We start from the raw sequence: 234 nt of genomic DNA, 5'->3' as shown, positions 1-234 counted from the left end.
AAGATAATTACACGATTGAGCAAAAGGCCATGGCCGCCAAGCTGATCCGTGATCTTTTGACCCGATATCCAAACGCTCAAATCCTCGGCCACCGCGATTTATCTCCTGACAAAAACGGCAACGGTATCATTGAAAAGCATGAGTGGCTGAAAGAATGCCCGTGCTTTGATGCCCGTGATTGGGCACATGATATGGGCTTGCCTGCCGCACCATTGAGGCTGTCATGAGTAAACG

1 protein-coding gene is annotated in these 234 nt (G+C 49.6%); it reads left to right on the top strand.

Annotation, left to right across the window (positions count from 1 at the left end; translation table 11 throughout):
- On the top strand, nt 1-227 hold a 227-nt coding region (locus HBA93_RS23730; RefSeq protein ID WP_286202180.1), incomplete at its 5' end, for a peptidoglycan recognition protein family protein.
- Between the last annotated feature and the right edge of the window lie 7 nt (nt 228-234).

The organism is Ochrobactrum sp. SFR4 (assembly GCF_019730395.1).
In the GTDB taxonomy this organism is placed as follows: Bacteria; Pseudomonadota; Alphaproteobacteria; order Rhizobiales; family Rhizobiaceae; genus Pseudochrobactrum.
The sequence above is the reverse complement of the archived record's forward strand: the minus strand, read 5'-3'. Positions and strand labels throughout refer to the sequence as shown.